The organism is Ruminococcus sp. Marseille-P6503, assembly GCF_900604945.1.
Taxonomy (GTDB): domain Bacteria; phylum Bacillota; class Clostridia; order Oscillospirales; family Ruminococcaceae; genus FB2012.
Window position 1 is genome coordinate 1177432 of sequence record NZ_UWPB01000002.1, and the last position, 23911, is coordinate 1201342.

A 23911-nucleotide genomic window follows, 5' to 3' on the forward strand; every position below is an offset into this window, starting at 1 on the left:
GGTATTTTAAGTCATACCGCGCCGGATTTTTTCGGATACGTTACGGTATACCTGCAATTTTTCTGAAAATCTGCGTATCCGTTGAAATCATTGTGCGGCTGCAATTTCGCCTGCAATTGTTATAAAATGGAGGATCATCAGTGTGAACGACGTCAAAAAATTCGGACGTATTAACATAATACATATAACGGCGCTGACAGTTGTTTATGCAGCCGTTGTGCTGCTTATCATGCGTTTTGAATATGCCTACGGCTCAAATACAGACTGGGGCGGTCAGCATTACGCGATTCCTGATTATTTCCGAAAGCTTTTTTATGAAACTGGCGATATTTTCCCGAGCTTCGCGGCAAATTTGGGAGCCGGAGAGAATATATACAATTTTTCATATTACGGTCTTTACTCGCCGATAATACTTATTTCCTATCTTCTGCCGTTTGTGAAAATGCCGGTATACATTCAGGCGGTAAGCATTATCGGAATGGAGATAAGCATATTGCTTTTCTACAGGTTTATGCGCGCCAAATTCAGGGATTCTACAGCCTTTCTCATGTCGCTGGCCTTTCTCTGCGCTGCTCCGCTTATATATCACGGACACAGGCATATCATGTTTGTCAGCTATATGCCGTTTCTTATCCTCGCTCTCGGCTCCGCCGACAGCTATTTTGAAAAAGGAAAAAAGTCCGGGCTTATATTCTGGACGCTTATGATAATTCTTTCAAGCTGGTTTTTCAGCGTTTCCGCTCTGGCAGTTCTGTTGGTTTACGGCGCCTACAGATATATATCCTTAAACGATAAAATAAAGCCGAAGGAGCTGCTGAAGGCGGGCGTTGCCTATACGGGCAAGCTGCTGATACCAGTTATGCTTGCCGGTGTTCTGCTGCTGCCTACCGCGGCGGCGCTTCTGTCAGGACGTGATTCTGCCAATGTGAAAACCGACTGGATTAAATTTTTACCTCAGTTCAAGCTTAATTATATAGGAATGTCCACCTATTCCATGGGTCTTTCCTGCTTTGCCGTTCTTTCGGTTGCCGCGGCGTTATTCAGCAGGGATAAGGCAAGGCGTTTTCTGGGAGCCGTTATCGCGGCGGTGTCGTTCTTTCCGCTGATAGTTTATATTTTAAACGGAACGATGTACTTTGATCCCAAGGTTCTGATACCTTTTATTCCGCTGGGAATAATTCTGCTCGGACAGTGCTATGAGGAGATTATCGGAAGAAAAAAGTCTTACAAGGTCATATTCGGCGTTTTTCTGATCGTTTACGCCGTTGGAGCGGTGTTTTATGACGGCTGGAAAAGCACATGGGAATTCATGGCTACGGATATGCTGGCGCTTTCATTTTGTCTTTGCTGTTTCAGCCGATCGGGGAAAAAAGCTTTTCTGTGGATAGCTGTTACGGCGGTTCCCTTTGTTTCCATGCTTTCTTTTAATCTGGCCGATAAGCTTATTCCGCTTAAAACGCTTGAATACGAAAATTCTGAGCGGATCGAATATCTCGCGGATATAATAGCCGGCGATGAAAAGCTTGTCAGAAGCTCCTGCGGAATAAAGCGTTCGGATACCGTAAATATGATCTATAATACGGATTATTACAGTCCCTATCTATATTCCTCGATCCACCACAAGGGCTACAACAGCTTTTATTTCAATGAAATGCGAAATGAAAATGAATACAGAAATTCTGCGCTTACCACAAGATCCTCAAATATTCTGTTTAACATTTTTATGGGAAACAAATATCTTATCACAGACGGGGAATGCGATGAAGCCGGATATGAGCTTGAGAAAAGCTCAGGCGTTTACAGGCTTTATAAAAACGACGCCGTCCTTCCGGTAGGCAGGAGCACAGACAGGGTAATAAGCGAGACCGAATATCTGAGCCTGAATTACGTTCAGAGAATGGAGGCGCTGGTAAACTGTATAGTTGCGGACTCGGCAGACGACGGAGAGGCGTATGAGTCTTCCGTTGAGCAGTACGGAGAGATAAAGCTGACGGAGAACGAAAACATAGGCGAATTGCAGGACGGCTGGAGGATCAAAAGCTCATCGGATTTTACAGCAGCGGTAAAGCTTCCCCAGTCCGTTCCCAAGGATAAAATACTTGTCATTGAAATGAGGGCGGACAATAAAACAGGAAAAAGAAAAGACATCAGCGTCTCTGTAAACGGAATAAAGAATACGCTTACCGATCCGGAGTGGAAATATTACAATAAAAATACCGTGTTTGAATATGTACTTACAAGCGGCGGCAACGAAAGCCTTACAGAGCTTGAGTTTAAATTCGGCGCGGGAGATTATACGATAAGCGAGATAACGGCGTATACTTTGGATTATCCCGAACCTTACTATGACGAGCTGATATTTGATAAGGAAAAAACCAAGGGCGATGTAATGGAGGGCAGCATAGAGTGTTCCTCGGACGGATATTTTGAGCTTACTGTTCCTTATGACGACGGCTTTGAAATATACGTTGACGGAAAAAAGCAGGATTACGAAAAGGTAAATACAGCGTTTATAGGGTTCCCCATATCCAAGGGCAGTCACAGCATAAGGATAGTTTACACCGCGCCCATGCTGCATGAGGGTATGGCGGTCTCCGCGGCAGGGCTGCTTATATGCGGGGTAATGGCGGCGTCTGAGCTGAAAAAACGCAGAAGCGGAATAAAAAAATCCTGTGAGCCGCAGTAACGGCAGTATGCGGGTCTGACCGTGTATAAAAAACCGCCGCATCGATATTTTAATCGGTGCGGCGGTTCAGCTTTATAAGGTCTGATTTAAAATCTGCTCTGCGGGCGTATATACCGTCTTTCGGACTGCTTCAGGCGGTTTATTCAAGCTCGTGCAGGGTAAATATCCCGTTTTCCATTATAATATAGCTATGCGGCGAATTTTCCTTCGGCAGAGCGACCGAGCCGCAGTTTACATAAGTATAGCTTTCCATGTCCTTGATAACGGGAATATGAGTATGACCGTTCGCCAGAACGTCTCCTTTTTTCAGCGGCGGCGGATTGTCAGGGCTGAATTTATGACCGTGGGAGGCAAATATCGTGACCCCGTCTGCGCAAAGCCACGCGTATTCCGCAAGAACCGGAAATTCAAGCATCATCTGATCAACCTCGCAGTCGCAGTTCCCTCTTACGCATAAAAGTCTGTCCTTCGCGGCATTGAGCATTGAAGCTACCGACTTGGGGTCATAGCCCTGCGGAAGCTCGTTTCTGGGTCCGTGATAAAGTATATCTCCCAGCAGGAGCAGCCTGTCGCCCTTGTGCTTTTCAAAAGCGTCAAGCAGCTTCCGGCAGTAATATGCCGAACCGTGAATATCAGACGCTATGATCAGCTTCATACCGTAACCTCCGCTTTAAGCTTAGCCAGATTCAAATATTCCGGCTTTATATACTTGTATATTTCACAGCCTCTGTCCTTTTTGTATTTCTTCACGATTGAAAGATATAGTCTTTGTCTTGTATCGGTTTCATTCATCAGCCTATATACCGTTTCGATCTCCTCCTGAGAGCAGCAGTTTTTCAGCAGACGGCTTATTTCGTCCATAAGAGCGCGGTCTTTGCCGGCTCCGTCATCTGCCTGGCTGTTGTCTGAAACGGCAGCTCCGTCGTTTGAGAATACCGCCTCGTCAATATCTTCGCCGGTATCCTCCGAAAGTCTTTGAGCATTGCCTTCATCTTTCCTCAGCATTGATTTAAGCTTGAGATACCTGGGACGCAATATCTTGTAAAGCTCGGTTGCCTGCTGCTTGAATACCTTAGCCAGAGAATTGTGAAAATCCTCCTTGGATACGGAATTTCTGATACATTCCTCTATTTCCTCGATATCGCTTATTTCATAGTCGAAGGTTCCGAGAAGGGCGTTTCTTATCTGGTGTGAAACCGAATCAATGTTCTGCTCCTGCTCGTTTGCCGGAATTTTGGTAATAATCATTTCCGGCTCGGAGCGATTATCCTCATTGTCCGTATTCTCAGAAGCTTCGGCATCTTCGTTTTCGTCGGACTGAGCTTCCTCCTGCGGCTGAACTGCTGTTTCATAACCGGTTTCAGGCGCGTTTGCTTCTGCGGTCTCGGCGGACGGATCTTCTGACAGATTTTCCGTGTATTCGTTATCAGACTCGGCTGCAAGAGCGTTTTTCTCACGTTCGTCTGAATTAGGACGGAGCAGTCCCTTGCTCAGCATGGCGGATTTTATCGTAGGGCTTCTGAATACGGTGCAGGAGGTGTTGTTCACATTGCATACGTTCCAGAAATCATGGAGCTTGTCAAAGCCCTTGTCGTTGCTGACGATAAAAATATATCTGTATATTTCCTTGGCGGCTATAAAGCCCATCATGGAGCAGAGCTGAAAGTCAAGCGCGTTTTTTCCGCCGACCCTGACCTTCAGATATTCTACGCTGGCGGGAGTCGCCATAACCTTCATGTGCATATCAAAGCTGATAGTATCGGAGTTTTCGCTGTAGAATATAATGACCCTGTCGTTTTCGCATAAGTGTTCTATTCCGTTGAGTCCTTTTGATTTCACGTTTTCAAAGTCTATAAGATAAGCGTTCATATGATTTGCCATGTGCAGATTTCTGACATGGTGTTTTTCCTCCGTTTCATAAAGAATATCAGACCGTTCAGACGCTGCTGTGACAGGCTGTCGGACGGCGTAGTGAATAGCTTGCTGTAACAGCGGCATATTTCAGCGTATTACCGCCGCCGTTTTCTTACGATTACCATACGGATAGCCAGAGCAAGAAAGACCGCAGCTGTTACAATAACTGCTCCGGCAGCGGCGGAAGCTTTTTCAGAGCCGGTCTGAGCCGAAGCTTCGACAGCCCTTTTATAGCAGTACTTGTGGCTTCTCACCGATTGATCCAGACAGTCGGCGATAGTTTCATGTCCGCTTGCGTTGGGATGAATATCAAGCTGCGATATTCTGGTCAGCTCCTTTGCTTTGCCGGAAAAAGCGCCGGCTACGTCGCACACGGTATATCCGCCGTCATTATCTGAGGAATGAGAAACGATTATTTCGTTAAGTCTGCTGATTTTTTCCGCGGCAAGCTCCTTTACAGCCGGAATAAGGTCAAAGCTTTCAAAGGGGTCGTAAAGCGTCTGAACGATGACCTCCGCTGAGCTGATGCTTTTTATATACGCCGCAGTTTCGCCGAGGTTGGTATCAAAGCTTTCAAGGCTGCGGTCTATCCGCTTCGACATATCGCTGAAGCCCTGAACGAGCGCTTTAAGATCAATGCTTTGCGAGGAATCGTTTCCGGCTCTTGCCGAAGCCAGTGTTTCGAGCATAATGCCCAGCATATCGTTTCCGCCTATGGATATTACTACGCAGTCGGCTTCTTTTACGTCGTCGTCGTATTTTCCGCTCAGCATATCTTTTGCAAGCTCGCCGGAGGTCTGCCCGTCTACAGCCAGATTGGACATTGAAAAGCCGCATTCCGAAGGAAGCTCCCGGGAATATTTATCTGCAAGGATATTTGCATAGGAACGGCAGTTTTCACGGCCGGAATCGTAGCCCTCAAGTCCGTAGCCCGAGGCGATGGAGTCGCCGAGAAAAAGTATCTGCGGCGGAACGTTGGTTTCCGCATCTTCAAATCCGTCGTCCGCAAAGCAAATGAACTGCATACAAAGGAATACAAAAAAAGCGGCGGCGGTACATGAAATTTTTTTCAGCATATTTTTCACCTTGTTTGTTTAATGTTGCTTAGCGTGTGATAACCGTTGAATTTGTTTCTGCCGGGTATTCGCGTCATACGACATTTCCGTTGATTTTTCAGTTTTATTATATTGTATCATATTTTTACACTTTGTACAACTGTTTTTTTAAATATTTTATAATCGCTTGACAAGGCAGGTATGCCGTGATATTATATAATAGTAGAATATGAAATCATAAAAATCCTGTTTTTAAGGAAAGAAAAGAGTGATATTATGACCGATTATTATTATCCCGTATTGGGCGACGAAGTAAATCTGCCGATGTATGTGCTTGGAGTTGGCGCGAGAGATAAGGAGTTTCATTTTATCCGTGAAGAGGGCTATCCGAATCATCAGATAGTTTACTGCATACGCGGCGGCGGCGTTCTGAAGCTGGACGGTCAGGAATATCCTATAGCCGCGGGAGACGCTTTTTATCTTCCTCCGCATATATCCCATGAGTATTATCCTACAGAGGATATATGGGAAACACACTGGCTTACCTTCGAGGGCAGAGAGGTAAAGGCGGTGTTGGATTATATAAAGCTGGACAGAGCCAAGGTTTTTCATATTCACGATGTAAACGCTGTGGACGCTATTTTCAAGAAAATACTCTACCTTATGAAAACTAATTACTATTACAGCGGTCATCAGTGCTCCGCTCATCTGTATCAGTTTTTCATTGAGCTTAACAGAGTCGTTAATCTTCAGAACGGAACCAAGGACGGAGCTAAGCTTAATCAGCTCCAGCCTGTTATTGATTATATTGATAAAAACTACCGCAGGGACCTTACTCTTATGGAGCTGTCGGATCTTATTGATCTTTCGCCTCAGTATCTCTGCAGGCTTTTCAAGGAATGCCTGAATATGCGGCCTTTCGAGTATCTTGCCAGAAAGAGGATACAGCAGGCAAAGCTTCTGCTGCTTGAAGACCAGAAAAATATCAACGAAATCGCGACGCTGGTCGGATACAATGATTGCAGCTATTTCTGCGCGGTATTCAAACGTCATGAAATGCTGTCTCCTGCCGAATTCAGGTCGCTTCATAAAAAGGCGAACGTCTGATATCAGGTTCTCCGGCTTTGGATATATGTTTTCAGCAGCTTTTCCGTCGGCTGCCGGACATAGGCTCGGAAGCTTAAAATTGTTATGAATAAATGCGGCTTATGCCGAACAGCTTCAAAGCGTACAGGCTTTGAGGCTGTTTTTATGTAAAAGGGAAGCTGTTTGCCGGAAAAGCAGCGTTGGTGTTTGTCACAAAAACTTATGAACAAAATTATGCATAATTCATTATTTTTCGGGATCAGTTAAAAAACATTCAAAGTTTCATTGATTTTTTTATGCGGTTGTGATATGATATAATTATTCGGAATACCGCTGTAAGCATTGTGCGGTATGGGTTTTGAGCTATGTAAGATTCAGGGGTGATTTTTTGAGACGGACAGGATCTTCGGGAGGAAAGCTTTTGTGCTTTTTTGTTAATATTATATTAAATCTGCACTGGCTTATTCCGTCGGCAATACTTCTTGTACTGCACTTCTGGCTCGGACTGCCGATGTGGATATTCTGGCTGAGCATGGGAATATGGCTGCTGGCGATAGCCGCTATGACCTTTATTATCAGCTGGGCCGCCGGAACGGGAAGCGAGCCTGAGGAAAAGCGGGAAAACAAGAATCCTTATTCTGCGGGCAAAAATCCGTATTCAGAAAAGAATTCCGGATGATCAGTGAAAATAAAAGCTTTTATATGTATACATATGCGTATGGGCTTTTAAGGGCGCTGATACGATTCAGGATCAGTAAGCCATGATAAAAATTATAACGACGAAGGGAGAAATTTTAAAATGGGTCTTATTAAAGCGATCACAGGCGCGGCCGGAGGAGCTCTGGCAGATCAGTGGAAGGAGTTTTTCTACTGCGAAGCCATCAGCAAGGACGTGTTGGTAACAAAGGGTCAGAAAATGCTGACAGGGCGTTCGTCAAATACCAAAGGCAACGACAACATCATTTCCAACGGAAGCGGAATTGCCGTGGCGGACGGTCAGTGCATGATAATCGTGGAGCAGGGAAAGGTTGTCGAGGTATGCGCGGAGCCTGGCGAATATACCTATGATACCTCAACCGAGCCGAGTATTTTTACCGGCGGACTTGGACAGGGAATTAAAAATACGTTCAAGACTATCGGAAAGCGTTTTACCTACGGCGGCGACACAGGAAAGGACCAGCGTGTTTACTACTTCAACACAAAGGAAATTATAGATAATAAATTCGGCACTCCTACCCCTATTCCGTTCAGGGTCGTAGACAGCAAAATAGGTCTGGACGTCGATATTTCGGTGCGCTGCAACGGAATCTATACATATAAGATCGCTGATCCTCTGCTGTTCTATACAAATGTATGCGGAAACGTTCAGAGCGAATATGAAAAGGCGGAGATAGCTGAAACGCTTAAATCCGAGCTGCTTACCTATCTTGCTCCCGCGTTTGCAAGGATCTCTGAGCTGGAGGTAAGACCTAATCAGATTCCTTCAAAGAACATTGAAATACGCGACGCGCTCAAAAGCGAGCTTACTCACGACTGGGCTGAGATCCGCGGTCTGGAAATAGTAAATATCTCGTTTAATTCCATAAGCATACCCAAGGAAGACGAGCAGATGATCAAGGAAGCGCAGAGGGTTGCCGTTATGCGCGATCCTACTATGGCAGCCGCTACGCTGGTAGGCGCTCAGTCAGAGGCGATGAAGTCTGCCGCTTCCAATCCCAACGGAGCTATGATGGGCTTTATGGGCATGGGAATGGCTCAGCAGGCAGGAGGAATGAACACCCAGAATCTGTATGCTATGGGTCAGCAGCAACAGCAGCAGGCGGCCGCGCAGCCTTCTCCTCAGCAGACTGCCGCGCAGCCTTCTCCTCAGCAGACTGCCGCAGACGGAGGATGGACCTGCGAGTGCGGACAAAGCGGAAACAGCGGAAAGTTCTGCAGCGGCTGCGGAAAGCCTAAGCCTGAGCCAAAGCCTGCCGCCGGCACGTGGACCTGCTCCTGCGGTACGGTAAATAAGGGTAAATTCTGTATGGAGTGCGGCAAGAATAAGCCGGACGAGGGATGGACCTGCTCCTGCGGCGCGGTGAATAAGGGAAAATTCTGTCCTGAATGCGGTAAGCCCAAGCCTGCCGGAGAACCGCTTTACCAGTGCGACAAGTGTGGCTGGAAGCCTGAGGATCCGAAGAATCCGCCGAAATTCTGTCCTGAATGCGGAGATCCTTTTGACGATAATGACATTAAATAATCTTAAAATCAAAAAATAAAAATTATACGAGGTGATACTATTGTCCACATTGCTGGAATATAAATGTCCTTGCTGCGGAGGCGCTATAGAATTCAACGCGTCGGTTCAGAAGATGAAATGTCCCTACTGCGATACGGAATTTGATATGGACACGCTGAAAGCCTACGACGATGAGCTTAAAGCCGACAAGCCCGAAAGCATGGAATGGGACGATGATATAGGGGGTCAGTGGCAGGAAGGCGAGCAGGAGGGAATGCTCGTTTACATATGTGAATCCTGCGGAGGAGAAATAGTAGCAGACGAGAATACCGCCGCTTCAAGCTGTCCTTTCTGCGGTAATCCGGTCGTTATGAAATGTCAGTTTTCCGGGGATCTGCGCCCTGATTACGTTATTCCCTTCAAGCTTGACAAAAAGGCGGCGAAGGAGGCGCTCAGCAAGCATTTCCGCGGAAAAAAGCTGCTTCCTAAGGTGTTCAAGGACGAAAATCATATCGACGAGATAAAAGGCGTTTATGTGCCGTTCTGGCTGTTCGACGCCGAAGCGGACGCCGACGTTACTTATAACGCGACTAAAGTGCGCCGTTGGAGCGACAGCAGATATAATTACAAGGAAACCAGTCATTATCTTGTGTCGCGCGCCGGAAATATCGGCTTTGAAAGAGTTCCTGTAGACGGCTCGTCAAAAATGGACGATACGCTTATGGAGTCGATAGAGCCTTTCAATTTCAATGACGCGGCGGATTTTCAGACAGCTTATCTTGCGGGCTATCTGGCGGATAAGTACGACGTTACTGCGGAGCAGAGCAAGGACCGTGCAAACCAGAGAATAAGAAAAAGCACCGAGGACGCTTTCAGGAATACCGTAAAGGGCTACAGTACGGTCATAACGCAGAATTCCAGCGTGCGTCTTTCGGGAAATACGGTAAAGTACGCTCTTTATCCGGTGTGGGTACTGACTACTTCATGGAAAGAAAACAGCTACATATTCGCTATGAACGGTCAGACTGGCAAGATGGTCGGCAATCTTCCTCTTGACAAAGGCGCGTTCGCACGCTGGTTTCTCGGCGTTTTTGCGGGCGTGTCCATTGTGGCTTCAATACTTGGTCTTTTGTTTATGTAAGGGGGAGAACAGATGAGAAAAATTGCTGCTGTAATTATGGCGCTTTCAGCGTGCGCGGTCTGCGCTTTTTCGGTTTCCGCCGAAAACAGCGATAAGGTTGTCGATAATGCCTCGCTTCTTACCGATTCACAGGAACAGGAGCTTGAGGATAAGCTCAGCGAGCTTGCCGACAGATACGACTGCGACGTTGTAATAGTCACCGCGGATACTATAGACGGAAAAACTCCTATGGCTTATGCCGACGATTATTTTGACTACAACGACTATGGAATCGGAAGCGGACGCGACGGCGTTCTGTTTTTGCTGAGCATGGAGGACCGCGACTGGTGGATATCTACCACAGGGGAAGGCATAGATATTTTCACCGACTACGGTATTCAGTTTATCGGCGGAGAAATGCTTCCTGACCTGAGCGACGGAAATTATTATGAGGCTTTCTGCACCTTTGCCGAGCTTTCCGACGATTTTATGAAGCAGGCTCAGGACGGAAGACCATATGATACAAATAATAAGTATAAAACCGCGGGTGACAAAATCAAGATCGTTCTTATTTCAGCCGGAATAGGTATCGTTGCCGCGCTTATCGTTACCCTCAGCCTTAAAGGACAGCTTAAGTCAGTCAAGCCGAATAATCAGGCGAAGGATTATATACGTCAGGGAAGCATGAAGCTGACGTCAAGCAGAGACGTTTTTCTGTACAAAAATGTGGACAGAACAGTGAGGCAGTCCTCGGGAAGCTCCGGCTCCGGCGGAAGCAGCACTCACACGAGTTCCTCCGGAGCGAGCCACGGCGGCGGAGGCGGAAAGTTCTGATCGTTTTTTGGCGGAATGTAACTGCACATTCCGCTTTCTTTTTTAAAAGACGGCTTTGACGTAAAATCTGTTTGAGTATCCCTTGTACGGCGAATGCAATGTATTGTCTAAAAAATTGTATTCGGGGTTGTTTTTGAGGAATTTTATGATATAATAATCTATAGGCGCTGCCATGGGGCTTATGCGCGGAATTGCTCATATTTACTCGTATGCGGGATGGAATGATAAGATGAGATATATAAAAGCGTTCTTTAACAGGGTTTTTATAACGGCGCTGCTGATTTTGATTCAGGCCGGATGGTTTGTGCTGTTTTTTATGAAGCTTACGGCGTACTCGCATTGGACAGGGGCGTTTTTCTCGCTGCTGAGCCTGATAATAGCTGTAAGGATCATAGGGAAGGACGAAAATTCGGATTACAAAATATCCTGGATTGTGCTTATAACTATTCTTCCTCTTTTCGGAGGACTGCTGTATCTGTGCTTCGGAAATAAAAAGCCGTCTAAGAAAATGCGGAAAAAGCTGGACAAGACCCATAACGAATATCTTTCTCAGTATGTTCAGGACGAGAAGATAATGAACGGTATTAAAAGGGATAATCTGAGGATAGGAGAAATAAGCGGCTATCTTCAGAAATTCAGCGGGTTTCCCGTGTATTCAGGCACTAAAACCAAGTATTACCCCATAGGCGAGGAGATGTTTGAGGATATGCTTGCCGAGCTTGAAAGGGCGGAGCATTTTATTTTCCTTGAGTACTTTATAATTGACGACGGGCTGATGTGGGGAAAGACTCTGGATATTCTGAAAAGAAAGGCGGCGCAGGGAGTTGATGTCCGGCTTATGTACGATGATTTCGGCTCGCTCTTTCTTCTGCCCAAGGATTTTGCAGAGCAGATGGAATCGCTGGGCATAAAGTGCATGGCGTTCAACCCGCTGGTACCGTTTATTTCCGCTGTAATGAACAACCGGGATCATAGAAAGATACTTGTGATTGACGGACATACCGGATTTACAGGAGGAATAAATCTGGCAGACGAATATATCAACCGTATCCATCCTCACGGGCATTGGAAGGATACTGGAATAATGCTCAAGGGCGAGGCCGTGTGGAGCTTTACGCTCATGTTCCTTGAAATGTGGACAAGCTTCCGGCACGAGGATATATGCTTTGACGATTACAAGCCGTTCAGGTGGCGCAAGGAGCGGTTTAAGGACGACGGCTTTGTTCAGCCCTTCAGCGATACTCCTCTTGACGATGAAAACGTCGGGGAAAACGTATATATTGAGATGCTCAATCAGGCGGAGGATTACGTTTATATTTTTACTCCCTATCTTATTCCCGACAACGAAATGAAAACGGCAATGCGCCTTGCGGCGAAACGGGGCGTTGACGTCAGGATCGTTACGCCTAAGATAGCCGATAAGAAAATGGTGCACAGGCTTACCAGATCCTATTACAGACCTCTTCTTAAAGCCGGAGTGAGGATTTATGAGTATACGCCGGGATTTATTCACGCCAAAAGCTGCGTGTGCGACGATACCGCTGGAGTTGTGGGAACTATAAATATGGATTTCCGCAGCCTTTACCTGCATTTTGAGTGCGCGGCGTTCTTTTATAAATCGTCTGCCGTAATGCAGCTTAAGGAGGATTCGCTGGATACTATTGCCCGCAGCGAGGAGGTGTCGGAGGATATCTGCTCGAAAGGATTTTTTTCGACGCTTCTGGATTCTCTGCTTAGGCTGATAGCGCCGCTGTTTTAGTCCAAGGCGGCACTTATTCGGAACAAGCTGAGAAAGCTGTCTTTACAAGCTCAAACGTTCGGTATTCTGCGGCGCTTTATTTATGACGCGCTGAAAATTAATTGAAATAAGCCGAGCGTTTCTGCGTGCGATTGCCCTGCCCGCGGCAGAATATGCATATATATTGTAAAGACAGGTTATATAATACTGATGATAATTAATAAGGATAATTAAAATGGATAATGTAGATTACAGCGCACAGGAGTTTGAGGCGTATGCGGATTCTTCCTTTGGGATAGATATACGCTGCTATATGAATCAGATGCAGACTTACAAGGCCGGTATAAAGGAAATACGCACAAAACTTGAAATTCTTGACGAGGAGTTTCAGACTAAGTTTTCCTATAATCCGATTCATCATATCGAGTCGCGGCTGAAGTCCTTTAAAAGCATAGCTGCCAAGGCAAAAGAAAAAGGGATCTCTCTTACGATCCCGAATATGAGGAACAGCATAACCGATATTGCCGGAATAAGAGTGATATGTAATTATATAGACGATATTTACAGAGTAGAAGAGCTTTTGCTTAAGCAGAACGACGTAACGCTGCTTAGAAGGCGGGACTACATAAAGAAGCCCAAGGCGTCGGGATACCAGAGTCTGCACCTGCTGGTGGAAATTCCCGTGTTTCTTTCGGACGGGGGAGTTCCTGTTCCGGTCGAGATACAGATAAGAACGATAGCGATGGATTTCTGGGCCAGTCTTGAGCATAAGCTGAAATACAAGGCGGACAGCGAGGTGGACGAGGATCTTCGGTATCGTCTGAAGATCTGCGCGGTGGCGATTCAGGAGCTGGACAACGAAATGCAGGAGATAAATAACTGCATCAGGAGCCGACGGGAAGCTGACGCGGATCGTTTCAGCAGAGCCTAGCGTCTGCGCAGTGAGTTTTAAAAAATGGTATACAGTTTTTTGATTTTTACGAAAATGACATATATAAAGCCTTTTATTTGTTGAAAATGCTGAAAAATTCATAATATGTTGACAACGCTTTTGTAAATAGTGTATAATAAAACTTGCGGTATGATGCCGAGCGTTTTTGTTCGGTAATCATGCGGTAAGTATTTTTCAGCGCAGAGCTTTCCGTGACTTCGCCGCGCCTGTTAAAAAATTATAACGGAGGAGAATATATGAATATAAAAGAAGCCAAGCAGCAGATACAGAACGCGATCACTGCTTATCTTATGAAAGACGAATTCGGTGAATACAGAATTCCGGTCGAAAGGCAGCGCCCCGTGCTTCTTATGGGTGCGCCGGGTATAGGAAAAACCGCTATTATGGAGCAGATAGCTCAGGAAACCGGAATAAGCCTTGTAGCCTATTCAATGACTCATCATACCCGTGAATCCGCGCTGGGACTTCCTCAGATCGTACATAGAAATTATACCGGAGTTGATTTTCAGATTTCCGAATATACAATGAGCGAGATTATTGCTTCGCTTTATGATACCATAGAGGCAACGGGTATAAAGGAAGGTATACTGTTCCTTGACGAGATCAACTGCGTAGCTGAATCGCTTGCCCCCGCTATGCTTCAGTTTTTGCAATACAAAACCTTCGGCAAGCACCAGATACCTGCCGGCTGGGTTGTATGCACGGCGGGAAACCCCCCGGAATATAATAAGTCTGTAAACGATTTCGACGTTGTTACCCTCGACCGTCTTAAAAGAGTAGAGGTTGAGCCTGACTTTAAGATCTGGAAGGATTACGCCTATAAGCAGCATATCCATACCGCCATAGTTTGTTATCTTGAAAGCCGCGAGGAGGATTTTTATCATGTCGGCAGCGCGGTATCGGGAGAGATAGTGAGCTTCGTTACCGCCAGAGGCTGGGAGGATCTTTCCGAAATGCTCCTTTTGTATGAGGAGGGCGGAATTGATGTCGACAGCACCCTTGTAGCGCAGTATATACAGGACGACGATATTACAGAGCGTTTTATGCAGTACTATACGCTTTATGTAGAGTACTACAATAAATATATGGTTGACGATATCCTTGAGGGAAACGTTACCGAAGAGATTATCAACGCCGCCCACGACGCTCAGGGCGACGAAAAGCGTCTGCTGTTCGGAATGATAATAGAAAGCGTTTCAAGAAGCATGAAGGAAAGTCTTGAAATGGAGAAGATGCTGAAAGAGCTCCAGCCTATTCTCCAGGATACTATTGTTAAGCTGAACGCTAATTTTTCAAACCGCGAAATACTCAGCCATCACATAATGGACGAGCAGTCGAAGCTTCAGAAGCTGACAAGGGCGAAGGTTATTTCTCCGGCTAACAAAAGAGTAATGCACTGGATTATTTACAGCCTGGGAATATATATGGACAAGACTACGAAATGCCGTGACAATATGAGGGCGGTCCAGACCGTTATTCAGGAATTTACGGCGTCTATGAACAGAATGAAGGCCGTCACTGACGGGGCTATAAAGAAAATGCAGAACGCTTTTACCTTTGTAGAGGCTGTTTACGATAAAGGCAGGGAGATGGTCACGCTTTACAACGAGCTGAAGCAGAGCTATCATTCAAGAGTGTTTATGAAGAAATACGGCTTCAAGGATTACTGCGGCGGTTCTGTCAGCGGAGCTGATTACAGTCAGATAGAAAAGCTTGCGCTTGATCCCAATCCGCCTCAGATGTAAAATAACGGGTAAGGGAGCAAAAATAAAAAATCTGAAAAAAACACTTGACAAAGCTGAAAAAGTAGTGTATACTATATTGGAAACAAAGCAGAACCTGATCCGTTCTCACCTCAAGCGTCTTTTAAGTGAAGAGGTCAACATGATTTTTGCGTTTACGTAACAGTTATGCGGGTACGGATTATTTCTGTGCCCGTTTTTATGTTTTATTTTATTTTGGAGGTGCTGTGTCATTAGCAACAACAAAGAACATCAGATCAACGAAGAGATCCGCGACAAAGAGCTTCGCGTGATCGACGTTGACGGTGCCCAGCTGGGCATATTATCTGCAAAGGAAGCTCTTGAAATCGCTTTCAAGAAGGATCTGGACCTTGTAAAGATCGCTCCTCAGGCCACGCCGCCCGTATGCCGTATTATGGACTACGGAAAATTCTGCTTTGAGAAGTCGAAGCGTGAAAAGGAAGCAAAGAAGAATCAGAAGGTTATTGATATAAAGGAAGTAAGAATGTCCTCTACCATCGATACTCATGACTTCAATACAAAGGTCAATCAGGCAGTCAAGTTTTTAAAGGGCGGCGACAAGCTGAAGGTGTCGGTTCGTTTCAGAAAAAGAACCGTTGCTCATCCTCAGTTCGGCGAAGAGCTGCTTACTAAATTCAAGGATGCCGTTGCAGAGGTTGGCGTTGTTGACAAGCCGTCTAAAATGGAGGGACGCAGCTTGGTTATGTTCGTTTCTCCCAAAAACAGCAAGTAAAATATTTAAGGAGGATAAATTTTTATGCCAAAGATCAAAACACATTCAGGCGCTAAAAAGCGTTTTTCTGTAACAGGCAGCGGAAAGGTTAAGTTCCAGCACACAAACAAAAGACATAGACTTACGCAGAAGGCTCATAAGCGCAAGAGGATTCTCCGCGGCGCCGCATATGCAGACGATTCAAACATCAAGAACATCAAGGCGCTCGTACCTTACAAATAATACGGGTTGTAGGGATAAGACATTAATCTAAATTTCAGGAGGTAATAACTATGGCTCGTATAAAGGGAGCAATGATGACTCGTAAGAGAAGAAATAAAACTCTGAAGCTTGCAAAGGGCTATTTCGGCGCGAAGAGCAAGCATTTTAAGATGGCTAAGCAGGCCGTAATGAAATCCGGTCAGTACGCTTACATCGGAAGAAAGCAGAAGAAGAGAGATTTCAGAAAGCTCTGGATCACAAGAATCTCCGCTGCCGCAAAGCTTAACGGTATGAACTACTCCACATTTATGAACGGAGTAAACAAGGCGGGCATTACTCTTAACAGAAAGATGCTTTCCGAGATCGCAATCAACGATCCTGCCGGCTTTACAGCAATCGTTGAGAAGGCTAAGGCTGCTCTTTAATACGATTTTAACACGCACGTTTTAAAGACTTGCGTGTTTTGTTGTATATGACCGCAACTTGCGCCGCCGCTTGATAAATAGCCGATCTGTAAATGTAAAGGAAACGGAGCGTGAAGAATTTGCTTATAGCGAGCAGGGATAATCCCAAGATAAAGCTTTATCTCAGGCTTCTTTCGAGTAAAAAAGCAAGGCAGAGCGAAGGTATGTACGTTGTAGAGGGCGCAAGGCTGTGCGCCGACGCTATAGCCGAATACAAAAAAGGAAAGCTGGATATATATGCCGCTTTCGCTGCTCCGTCCGCTGTTGAAAAATATGCGGATTATATTGACCCGAAGCTGTTTGAGGACGGCGATAGGTTTTACCTTCTTGACGAAGCGCTTGCCGGAAGGATATGCGACACCAAGGCTTCGCAGGGAATATTTATAATCGCGAAAATGTCGGATAATATATTCAATGAGAGCAGCATAAAATCTAACGGAAGATATCTTGTTCTGGACAACGTACAGGATCCTGGAAATCTGGGAACTGTTCTGCGGACGGCGGACGCTGTCGGGGCGGACGGGGTCGTTCTTTCAAACGGCTGCTGCGATCCGTATAACCCAAAGGCGGTCAGAGCGACGATGGGAAGCCTGTTCAGGCTGAACATTTATCTGCACGAGGATTTTGCAGGACTTTGCGCTATGCTTGACAGGCTAGGTATAAAGACTATGGCGGCGGTTGTAGACAGCGGCGCGGTTCCGGTGGAAAGCGCGGATTATTCCGGCGGCTGCGCGGTAATTATCGGAAACGAGGGCAGCGGGATACCAAAGGAACACGTCAGGCTGTGCCGCGAGAGGATCACCATAAGAATGCGCGGAAACGCAAATTCTCTTAACGCGGCTATGGCGGCGGGAATAATTCTCTGGGAAATGACCGGAAGGGGAAGGGAATAACTGCCTTAAAAACGGCGCTTTTTCTGTCGGCGGTGTTTATTTGAGGATACGGCTACGTTTTTTGCAGGGAAAAACTTTTCATACAGACGGGTGAGTTTTATGGATAAGCGCGCTTACTGGCTCTGGCTTACCGTTGTATTCGGAGCGGCAAGTCCCAGGCTTTGGAGGCTGGGAGATAAATATGAAACGGCAGAGGAATTTGCGTACGCGCTCAGAGCAAACGAGTGCGGACGGCTTTCAGACGGGGAGATCCGAAGGATAAAGAGCTTTGCGCCTGAAAAGGCTGAGGAAATAATCGAAAAATGCAGCAAGGACAATATAACTGTTTATTGTTATGAAAGTGAGGGTTATCCCGGACATCTGAAAAAAATCGCAGATCCTCCGGCTGTGCTGTTTTGCAAAGGAAATCCTGACTTTTTGAACAATAAGCCGGCCGCGACGATTGCAGGCTCGAGAACTCCTTCCGAGTATTCAAAGGCGGCTGTAAGAACGATATGCGGCGAACTGTGCGCCTGCGGCTGTTCGGTGATCACAGGTCTTGCCGAGGGGATCGATCAGCTTGCCGCTCAAGCCGCTCTGGAATCAGAGGCGTATGTCTGCGGAGTGTGCGGCAGAGATATCGACGCCGACTATCCTAAAGGAAGCGGAGAGCTTAAAGCGCGTATCTGTGAAAAAGGAGCGATAATAAGCGAGACCTGCTCGTATATGAACAGTCCCCCGGTCAGCTTTACAAAGCGTAACCGCATACTTGTGGGGATTTCGGACGCGCTTGTTTTTATAGAATGTTCCGAAAACAGCAGAGGGCTTGATAACGTGCGGCACGCTGTTTCACAGGGAAAGCAGATTTTTGCGGTGCCTCCGCATGATATAGCCGACGGGAGGTATTTCGGACAGCGTGATCTGCTGAGAAAGGGATGTAAGCCTATATTCGGCGGAGAGGATTTTGTATACTATGTTTCGGCTTCGAGGATAGAGGACTTTTCTTTCGACGTGATCGGAGGAAAATACAGCAGTACCGAGGATTCCGCCGTATTTAAAAATTCCGGAGATTCAGAGCTTAAGCCTAAGCCGGCGAAAAAACGCTCTGCCGCAGGCAGAAAAGCTGATGACGAAAAAACAGAAAGACACGAGGTAAAACGAGATTATTCGGCTCTTACCTCGTTTCAGGCGGATATCTGCCGGACGATAGAAAGCGGTCCTATGCTTGCCGACAATGTTGCCGAGCGGCTTGGCGCTGACATATCGGAGGTACTGTCGGAGCTGACTGTTCTTGAGCTTGACGGATACGTCAGCTCCCTGCCCGGGAAAATGTTCGGTATTGCCTGACATTAATTCCGCAGCCGCTCCCGACCGCGGGTTTATGGGTAATGGCAGGCTGCTGAAGCTGCCGGAATAATATCGGACAGAAATGCGGTACGGTCATGCAAAGCAGGCTTTCCGCGTAAAGCGTCAAACATCGGCTTAAAGATCCGTTAGGAAAAGATTTAAGTCTGAACGGGCGGGTTTTTGAAAATCGGCGGCTTTTAAAGCCGTGAAAGAATGGAGAAATTGGTTTGTCAAATCTTATAATCGTAGAGTCGCCTACCAAAATCAAAACAATAAAGAGATATTTAAGCGGTGATTACGAGGTCGTTGCTTCCAAGGGGCATATACGCGATCTTCCCAAGTCGAAGCTGGGCGTTGATATAGAGCATGATTTTGAACCGCAGTATGTTAATATCAAGGATAAGGAAGGCGTTATAAAGGATATAAAAAAGCTTGCAAAGAAAAGCGACAGCGTTTATCTTGCGGGAGACCCTGACCGTGAGGGAGAAGCTATTTCATGGCATCTTGCGCAGATACTCGGGCTTGATCTCAGCGATAAAAACAGAGTCACCTTTAACGAGCTTACTGAAACGGGAATAAAGGCGGGAATGAGCCATCCGAGATCAATAGACCTGAATCTTGTCAACGCTCAGCAGGCAAGGCGTATCCTTGACAGGATCGTCGGATACAAAATATCTCCCTTTCTGTGGCGCAAGGTAAGACGCGGTCTTTCGGCAGGCAGGGTTCAGTCGGTAGCCGTAAGAATGATCTGCGACAGGGAGGAGGAGATACGCTCCTTCGTTTCTCAGGAATACTGGTCGATAGACGCGAAGCTTCTTGCGGAGTCGAGCAGAAAGGCGTTTGCGGCAAAGCTCGCGTCGGTTGACGGGAAAAAGCCTGAGCTGAATACCAAGGAGCAGACCGATGAAATACTTGCACGGCTTGAAAACGCTCAGTTTAACGTTACGAACGTGAAGAAAAGCGTGCACAGGAAATCTCCCGCGGCGCCGTTTACTACTTCAACGCTTCAGCAGGAGGCGTCAAGAAGGCTTTCCTTTCAGGCGAGAAGGACAATGAAAACCGCTCAGGAGCTTTACGAGGGTGTGGAAATAAAGGGTATGGGCGCGACGGGTCTGATCACCTATATGCGTACCGACAGCCTGAGGATCTCCGATGAGGCGAGAGCTGCGGCGTATGAATTTATAAAAGAAAAATACGGGGAAAAGTATATACCCGATACCCCGAAAAAATACAAGTCGAAAAGCAACGCTCAGGACGCTCATGAAGCGATACGTCCTTCACATCCCGAGCTTACGCCCGATATGATAAAGGAAAGCGGAGTGACGAGCGACCAGTATAAGCTTTATAAGCTGATATGGGAGAGATTTATCGCGAGCCAGATGTCCAATTGTCTGATGGATACGGTTTCGGTTGATATAGACGCGAACGGCTGCGGCTTCAAGGCAACCGGCTATTCTGTCAAATTTGACGGATTTACAGCGCTTTACGAGGAATCGAAGGACGACGAGGGTGAAAAGAAAAACGTTTTGCCTCCGATAAAAAAGGGAGACGTTCTTAAAGTAAAGTCGCTGGAGGGCAATCAGCATTTCACCCAGCCGCCTCCGAGATATACCGAAGCTACTTTGATCAAGGCCTTTGAGGAGACCGGCATAGGACGTCCGTCGACATATGTTCCCACAATCACGACGATACTTGCGAGAAATTATGTTGAGCGCGACGGAAAGCAGCTCAAGCCCACGGCTCTGGGAGAGGTTACCAACGAGCTGATGAAGGAGCATTTCGGAAAGATAGTTGACGTTAAGTTTACCGCGAATATGGAAACCAGTCTTGACGAAGTTGAAAACGGCAGAAAAAGCTGGGTAAAAACTCTTGAGGAGTTTTACGGGGATTTTGACGGAGAGCTTAAGGAAGCCGAAACTGCAATGGACGGAAAGCGCATAAAGGTTCCGGACGAGGAAACCGATCAGGTCTGCGAGGTCTGCGGAAAGCCTATGGTGATAAAAATAGGCAGATACGGGAAGTTCATGGCTTGCTCAGGCTTTCCGGAGTGCACCAATACCAGGAAGATCGTGCAGGAAACCGGTGGCTTATGTCCTTTCTGCGGAAAAAAGGTACTGCTTAAAAAGTCGAAAAAAGGCAAGAAATATTACGGCTGCGAGGACAATCCCAATTGTTCTTTTATGACGTGGGATATGCCTACCGAGGAAAAATGTCCTAAGTGCGGCTCCACTTTGTTCCAGAAGGGCGGGAAAAACGGAAAGCTGATATGCCATAAAGAGGGCTGCGGCTATGAAAGGGAGCTGAGCAATGGCGGTTAAGGTTATAGGCGCGGGACTTGCCGGCTGCGAGGCGGCGTGGCAGCTTGCAAAGGCGGGGATTGAAACGGAGCTTTACGAAATGAAGCCTGAAAAATATACTCCCGCCCATAAATATGCCGGCTTTGCAGAGTTAGTCTGTTCAAATTCTCTTAAAGCCGAGCGTACAGGCTCGGCGGCAGGAATGTTAAAGGAGGAAATGCGCAGACTTGGTTCGCTTATAATGGAATGCGCTGAAAAAACAAGGGTTTCGGCGGGCGGCGCTCTGGCGGTGGACAGGGAGAGGTTTTCGGACTCGGTAACCGCAATGATCCGTTCAAATCCGCTGATAAAGGTTATCGGAAAAGAGGCTGCGGAAATTCCCGAGGGCGACGTTATTATCGCGACTGGCCCGCTCACCTCGGACGCTTTGGCTGAAAGCATAAGGAAGCTTTGCGGAGATTGTCTTTATTTTCACGACGCCGCGGCGCCTATAGTTACCTTTGACAGCCTTGACAGGGATAAGATCTTTTTTGCCGCAAGATATGACCGCGGAGACGCTGATTATATCAACTGTCCCATGGATAAGGACGAATATCTGCGCTTTTACCGTGAGCTTACAAACGCTGAATCCGCGCCGCTTCACTCGTTTGACAGGGAGGGTTCAGGTAAAGACGGCTTCAAGGTTTACGAGGGCTGTATGCCGATAGAGGCGCTTGCGAAGCGGGGCGAGGATACAATGCGTTTCGGTCCCATGAAGCCGGTAGGACTTACCGATCCAAGAACAGGCAAAAGACCTTACGCGGTAGTTCAGCTCAGAGCTGAAAATTCACAGGGCACGCTTTATAATCTGGTAGGTTTTCAGACAAATCTCAAATTCGGAGAGCAGAAAAGAGTTTTTTCTATGATACCCGGTCTGGAAAACGCTGAGTTTATGCGGTACGGCGTTATGCACCGCAATACCTTTATAAATTCCCCGAAGCTTCTGAACGAGCAGTTTAATATGAGAGAGCGTGAAAATCTGTTTTTTGCAGGCCAGATCACCGGAGTGGAGGGCTATATCGAATCCGCGGCGAGCGGTATTTTAGCGGGCCTGAATATGGCAAGACGGCTAAGCGGTAAGGACTATGTATCGCTGCCTGAAACCACAATGCTCGGGGCTTTGTCAAAATATATCAGCGATCCGACAGTAGAAAGCTTCCAGCCTATGGGCTGCAATATGGGTATTCTGCCCCAGCCTGAGGAAAGGATAAGGGACAAAAGGCTTAGGTATGAAAAGCTTGCCGAAAGGGGTCTGGAGGCTCTGGATAGAGTTATCGCTATATTATGATCTTTATTCCGTAAAGCAGTAAAACTAGTGTGAATTGTCCAGATGACCGGCACTACGGCAAAAAGTTTTTTGAGATGACGGTTGTGTTTCAGTCGGAAAGCGGCGGCATAGGTTTTCAAAATTTATGTAATATCATATTTTTACCGTGTTTTTTGTTGCTTTTTTATTAAATATGTATTATAATAAAAATGCGCGGATCAAAGTGATCGGCAGCAGTACAGTCAAAGGTTATGGTTATGTCTGAAAGGTAAGATTTTTATGAATATAGTAATAGACGCTTTCGGCGGCGACAACGCGCCGCTTGAGGTAATAAAGGGCGCGGTTGACGCTCAGAGGGATTTTGACATAGACGTTACTCTTGTAGGCGATGAAAACAAAATAAAAGCGTGCGCCGAGGAAAATAATCTGGATATTTCCCGGCTGATGATAAAGCACGCCGATACGGTCATAGACGTATGCGAGGAGCCTACAAGCGTCATAAAAGGCAAAAAGGACTGCTCCATGGCAGTCGGAATGCAGCTTCTTGCCGACGGAGAGGGCGACGCTTTTGTTTCCGCAGGCTCAACAGGAGCTTTAGTTGTAGGAGCAACTTTTATAGTAAAGAGATTAAAGGGAATAAAGCGTCCCGCCCTTGCCACCATACTTCCTACGGCGGGCGCTCCGGCAATGCTGCTTGACAGCGGAGCTAACGCGGACTGCCGTCCCGAAATGCTGGTGCAGTTCGGAATAATGGGCTCGGCATATATGAACAAGATACTCGGAGTTGATTCGCCCAAGGTAGGGCTTGCAAATATCGGCTCGGAGGAATCAAAGGGCAGGGAGCTTGAGCTTGAAGCCTATAAGCAGCTGAAGGCGGCTCCCGTAAATTTTACCGGAAACATAGAGGCAAGGCAGATACCGATGGGCGACTGCGACGTGGTTGTGACCGACGGTTTCAGCGGAAATCTGCTGCTGAAGCTGTATGAGGGAATGGCTAAATTCTTTTCCGGCGAGCTGAAGACATTGCTGACGAAGGATTTCAAATCCAAGCTGGCGGCTCTGATGGTTATGGGCAACGTCAGGGAATTCAAGAAAAAGGTCGATTATTCCGAGTACGGCGGAGCCCCGCTGCTCGGCACAGCCAAGCCGGTTATAAAGGCTCACGGCTCTTCAAACGCAAAGGCGTTTTACAATGCTATAAGACAGGCCAAGCAGTTTACCGAAACTAAGGTAATAGACGAGATCGCGGCGGCTGTTGAAAGTATGAAAAACAGCCAGCGTCAGTGATTGTACATAAAAATCAGGGAGGACGTTTTTATGTT

Annotated in this window: 20 protein-coding genes; 17 read left to right on the plus strand and 3 right to left on the minus strand. The window is 46.7% G+C overall.

Going from position 1 to position 23911, the window contains the following annotated elements; translation table 11 throughout:
• The first annotated feature begins 142 nt into the window (after positions 1-142).
• Positions 143-2686, plus strand: coding sequence for a YfhO family protein (locus EIH25_RS11575; protein WP_124101188.1), 2544 nt, complete (start codon positions 143-145; stop codon positions 2684-2686).
• Positions 2687-2825: 139 nt separating this feature from the next.
• Here EIH25_RS11575 and yfcE read toward each other — a convergent pair whose 3' ends face one another.
• The 3 genes from yfcE to EIH25_RS11590 are packed head-to-tail and all read right to left on the minus strand — an operon-like array spanning position 2826 to position 5676.
• Positions 2826-3341 (minus strand): phosphodiesterase, encoded by a 516-nt coding sequence (gene yfcE / locus EIH25_RS11580; RefSeq protein ID WP_124101189.1) that lies wholly within the window; start codon positions 3339-3341, stop codon positions 2826-2828.
• Positions 3338-4684, minus strand: coding sequence for a PIN domain-containing protein (locus EIH25_RS11585; protein ID WP_124101190.1), 1347 nt, complete (start codon positions 4682-4684; stop codon positions 3338-3340). Before EIH25_RS11585 ends, yfcE begins: the two co-directional genes overlap by 4 nt.
• Before the next feature lie 11 nt (positions 4685-4695).
• Positions 4696-5676 carry a GDSL-type esterase/lipase family protein gene (locus tag EIH25_RS11590; protein WP_124101191.1) on the minus strand — a complete coding sequence of 327 codons (981 nt, stop codon included), beginning with the start codon at positions 5674-5676 and terminating at the stop codon, positions 4696-4698.
• Positions 5677-5931: 255 nt separating this feature from the next.
• Between EIH25_RS11590 and EIH25_RS11595 the strand changes: the two genes are divergently transcribed.
• From EIH25_RS11595 to plsX, 16 genes are all read left to right on the plus strand, one after another.
• Positions 5932-6762, plus strand: a complete 831-nt coding sequence (locus EIH25_RS11595; RefSeq protein WP_124101192.1) for an AraC family transcriptional regulator — start codon at positions 5932-5934, stop codon at positions 6760-6762.
• A gap of 367 nt (positions 6763-7129) precedes the next feature.
• Positions 7130-7420, plus strand: a complete 291-nt coding sequence (locus EIH25_RS11600) for a hypothetical protein (protein ID WP_124101193.1) — start codon at positions 7130-7132, stop codon at positions 7418-7420.
• 120 nt (positions 7421-7540) lie between these two features.
• Entirely contained in the window at positions 7541-8983 is a 1443-nt protein-coding gene (locus EIH25_RS11605) for an SPFH domain-containing protein (protein ID WP_124101194.1), read from the plus strand.
• Between the two features lie 40 nt (positions 8984-9023).
• Complete coding sequence (locus EIH25_RS11610; protein WP_124101195.1) at positions 9024-10103, plus strand: hypothetical protein; 1080 nt, start codon at positions 9024-9026, stop codon at positions 10101-10103.
• A 12-nt stretch (positions 10104-10115) separates the two neighbouring features.
• Positions 10116-10916, plus strand: coding sequence for a TPM domain-containing protein (locus EIH25_RS11615; RefSeq protein WP_124101196.1), 801 nt, complete (start codon positions 10116-10118; stop codon positions 10914-10916).
• A gap of 229 nt (positions 10917-11145) precedes the next feature.
• Positions 11146-12675, plus strand: a complete 1530-nt coding sequence (gene cls, locus EIH25_RS11620; RefSeq protein ID WP_124101197.1) for a cardiolipin synthase — start codon at positions 11146-11148, stop codon at positions 12673-12675.
• Positions 12676-12889: 214 nt separating this feature from the next.
• A complete protein-coding gene (locus tag EIH25_RS11625) occupies positions 12890-13585 on the plus strand; it encodes a GTP pyrophosphokinase family protein (RefSeq protein ID WP_124101198.1) in 696 nt (231 codons plus the stop codon).
• 257 nt (positions 13586-13842) lie between these two features.
• Positions 13843-15351, plus strand: coding sequence for an AAA family ATPase (locus EIH25_RS11630; protein ID WP_124101199.1), 1509 nt, complete (start codon positions 13843-13845; stop codon positions 15349-15351).
• A gap of 286 nt (positions 15352-15637) precedes the next feature.
• The gene (gene infC, locus EIH25_RS11635; protein WP_347561948.1) at positions 15638-16102 is read left to right on the plus strand and encodes a translation initiation factor IF-3; all 465 of its coding nucleotides are present in this window, start codon (positions 15638-15640) and stop codon (positions 16100-16102) included.
• A gap of 24 nt (positions 16103-16126) precedes the next feature.
• Positions 16127-16324 carry a 50S ribosomal protein L35 gene (gene rpmI, locus EIH25_RS11640; RefSeq protein ID WP_124101201.1) on the plus strand — a complete coding sequence of 66 codons (198 nt, stop codon included), beginning with the start codon at positions 16127-16129 and terminating at the stop codon, positions 16322-16324.
• A gap of 50 nt (positions 16325-16374) precedes the next feature.
• The gene (rplT, locus tag EIH25_RS11645; protein WP_124101202.1) at positions 16375-16728 is read left to right on the plus strand and encodes a 50S ribosomal protein L20; all 354 of its coding nucleotides are present in this window, start codon (positions 16375-16377) and stop codon (positions 16726-16728) included.
• Positions 16729-16838: 110 nt separating this feature from the next.
• Entirely contained in the window at positions 16839-17660 is an 822-nt protein-coding gene (locus EIH25_RS11650; protein ID WP_124101203.1) for an RNA methyltransferase, read from the plus strand.
• Positions 17661-17759: 99 nt separating this feature from the next.
• Positions 17760-18986 (plus strand): DNA-processing protein DprA, encoded by a 1227-nt coding sequence (locus EIH25_RS11655; protein WP_124101204.1) that lies wholly within the window; start codon positions 17760-17762, stop codon positions 18984-18986.
• A gap of 227 nt (positions 18987-19213) precedes the next feature.
• Positions 19214-21304, plus strand: coding sequence for a type I DNA topoisomerase (gene topA / locus EIH25_RS11660; protein ID WP_124101205.1), 2091 nt, complete (start codon positions 19214-19216; stop codon positions 21302-21304).
• On the plus strand, positions 21294-22610 hold the full coding sequence (gene trmFO, locus EIH25_RS11665; protein ID WP_124101206.1) for a methylenetetrahydrofolate--tRNA-(uracil(54)-C(5))-methyltransferase (FADH(2)-oxidizing) TrmFO: 1317 nt from the start codon (positions 21294-21296) through the stop codon (positions 22608-22610). The genes topA and trmFO overlap by 11 nt, the downstream gene beginning before the upstream one ends.
• A 258-nt stretch (positions 22611-22868) precedes the next feature.
• Positions 22869-23876 carry a phosphate acyltransferase PlsX gene (plsX, locus tag EIH25_RS11670; RefSeq protein WP_124101207.1) on the plus strand — a complete coding sequence of 336 codons (1008 nt, stop codon included), beginning with the start codon at positions 22869-22871 and terminating at the stop codon, positions 23874-23876.
• Positions 23877-23911 lie beyond the last annotated feature (35 nt).